Below are 2,752 nucleotides of genomic sequence, written 5' to 3'. Positions count from 1 at the left end.
TGCGTATTTCAGAATTCGCGGACAGCGATTTCATTAAATCGCGGACACTTGTTTCGCTAATTCGCGGACAGTTCAGCCGCAGCGTTTTTCAGGTCTGTTGTTAATCAGCCTTCTGTTCTTTCGTCGTGCATATTGGGTATGGTGTCAATTCCGGATTTGGCTTTGCGCATACTATCTCCTTCCAAATTGATGCGATGAGCATTGTGCACGACGCGGTCCAATATTGCGTCGGCGACCGTGGCGTCTGCGATGAGGTCATGCCAGGCATTCACGGGGACCTGAGCCGTGATGAGCGTTGACCTGCGCTGGTATCGTTCTTCGATAATCTCGAAGAGATGGAAGCGCTGCTGTTCGCTGAGGACATGAGTGGCGAAGTCATCAAGGATCAGCAGTTGCACTTTCATCAGTCGGTTCATGAGCCTTGGATAGCGGCCATCCAACTTTGCCATGGCGAGATCCTCGAAGAGACGAGGCGCGCGGACATAGAGAACCGAATGGTCATGTCGTGCGGCCTGACGGCCCAGAGCACAGGCCAGCCATGACTTGCCCGTACCGGTTTTCCCGCACACGATCAAATTCTCATGGTTCTTAAGCCATTGCCCTTGCGCCAGCGCCATTGTCGCACGGCGGTCGAGGTTTCTGGCCGCGCGGAAATCAATGTCTTCGACACAGGCTTCCGGGAAGCGTAGCTTTGCGGCCGCCAGACGTGTCGTCAGCCGCTTGTCGGCGCGTACGGCGATCTCCCTGTCGAGCATAAGGCCCAACCACTCTTCTTTGTTCATCGCCCGGGCGTCTGGCTGTTCAGACAGTTCCCGCCAGGCCATTGCCATGCCCGACAGACCAAGCGTGTACATGTTTTCAAGCGTTGGATTGGTCAGCATTGTCATTCCTTCTTTCTTGGGGGGTGCCGATACTGATAGACTACGTTTAGTGCTGTCAGCTCGATCGATAGGCCTGAAGCCCCTGGGGCGCGAAGCTTCCCACATTGCGTAGCGCTTCAGGGCTTCAGGCAGGGCGCCAGCATTATTGCCAGCGATTTCAATGGTAATAGCCACGACCGCGAATGTTGGAATGAGTGGGCAGTGGCTTTCTGACTTCCTCGGCCGGGCTTGCCCGGTCGAGACCCGCCTGCAGAATGGAACGGACGGAGGTGTAGGTCAGCGCATTGATGACAAGCGCCCGCTCGCAGGCGGCGTCGAGGCGATCATGCTCGTAGCGCCGGGCAAGGGAAAGAATGCCGAGCGCCGCACGGTATCCCTGTTCGGGATGTGGTTTGTCGCGGATGACCCGTTCAACGAAGATACCTGTGTTGACGCTGATCTTGCTGGCATCCCGGATCAGGCTTGCCGCATTCATCCCGGCATGCCGCTGATGGGATTTGGGCATATGCTCCTTCACCGTGACGTGCCCGTTGCGCTCGGAACGACGGCGATGAGATGCGACCCGCTTGTGGTTAAAGAATATTTCGACCACTTGATTTGTGAGGCGCACGGTAACCTTTTTGCCGATCAGTTGGTGCGGTACCGAATAGAAGGTTTTGGCTACATCAATATGGTAATCGGGGTGAACCTTCGCCGATTTCCACTCCGCATATTCGAAGTCTGTCGCGGGCAGTGGAGCAAGAGCAGTGCGCTCAAGCTCCTCGAACAATTCGCGCCGGGATTTGCCGTAATGGCGCATGGGGCGGTTGTTGATATCTTCCAGAAGCTTGCCAATGGCGGCATTCAGGTCCTCCAGTGAGAAGAAAGTCTGATTGCGAAGCCGTGCCAGAATCCAGCGCTCGGTGATTAAAACCGATCCCTCGATTTTTGCCTTATCCCGGGCCCGTCTCACCCGTGTCGGTAATACGGTCGTGCCATAATGTTCGCTAAACGCTTCGAAGGTCGCGGTGATCGTTGGCTCGAACCATAGGGCAACTGCGACACCGGATTTGAGGTTATCGCAGACAATGGCCTTCGTCACACCGCCAAAATAGATCAGCGCCCGCTTTTGCCCTTCGATCCAGTCTGGAAGTTTCTGGCTCTCGCTGGCATAGGAGAAGGCCAGATTGGACGCGGGAAGAACCGCGACAAAGATCTGTGCCTGACGGATCTCTCCGGTTTTCGGATTGATGAGCGGCACCGTCTGGCCCGCATAATCCGTCTGCATGGTGGCTCCGACCTCATGCCGATTGCGATAGGTCGGGGACAGCCTCTGCTCAAAAGCTGCAAAATTCGTGCAGAACCACGTGTATCCATAACCATCAGGATGCGCCGTGCGATACTCCTGCCACAGAAGGGTCAGCGTCACGCCCTTACGCTTCAGTTCCCGCGAAACATACGCAAAATCCGGTTCCTGCGTATCCTGGGCTGGCCGGCCGGCCTGTTTGAACAACAGTCTCTCAAGCTGGATGTCATCATCATAGGCAGCAGGTATCGGCCACATGCAAATACCTGCCTGCCGAGCCCGGTGCAGATAGGTTGAAACCGCAGTCTTCCCAATGCGAAGTCGCTCTGAAACCTCGCGAACCGACAGCCCCTGTTCGAAGGTCAGTCGTAATATTGAACGAATATCTCTCATCGTAATACGCTTTGCTTGCTTCCGTCTTGGCATCGTTCCTCCTGGTGAAAACAGGAAGAAAATCATGCGCAATCGGCACCTGCAAAAACGCGCGCGAACTGTCCGCACATTACTGAAATCGCTGTCCGCGAATTACCGTAATGGCTGTCCGCATATTACTGAAAAAGGTGTCCGTGAATTAGTGAAACCCGCA

General features: G+C 55.3%; 2 protein-coding genes. Both read right to left on the bottom strand.

The annotated features are described in order from the left end of the window. Window positions 1-104: 104 nt before the first annotated feature. Window positions 105-881, bottom strand: coding sequence for an IS21-like element helper ATPase IstB (gene istB, locus CES86_RS01170; RefSeq protein ID WP_012090960.1), 777 nt, complete (start codon window positions 879-881; stop codon window positions 105-107). A 157-nt stretch (window positions 882-1,038) separates the two neighbouring features. After that, the gene (gene istA, locus CES86_RS01165) at window positions 1,039-2,592 is read right to left on the bottom strand and encodes an IS21 family transposase (protein WP_094513349.1); all 1,554 of its coding nucleotides are present in this window, start codon (window positions 2,590-2,592) and stop codon (window positions 1,039-1,041) included. Window positions 2,593-2,752 lie beyond the last annotated feature (160 nt).

The organism is Brucella lupini (assembly GCF_002252535.1).
Lineage (GTDB): Bacteria > Pseudomonadota > Alphaproteobacteria > Rhizobiales > Rhizobiaceae > Brucella > Brucella anthropi.
The sequence above is the reverse complement of the archived record's forward strand: the minus strand, read 5'-3'. Positions and strand labels throughout refer to the sequence as shown.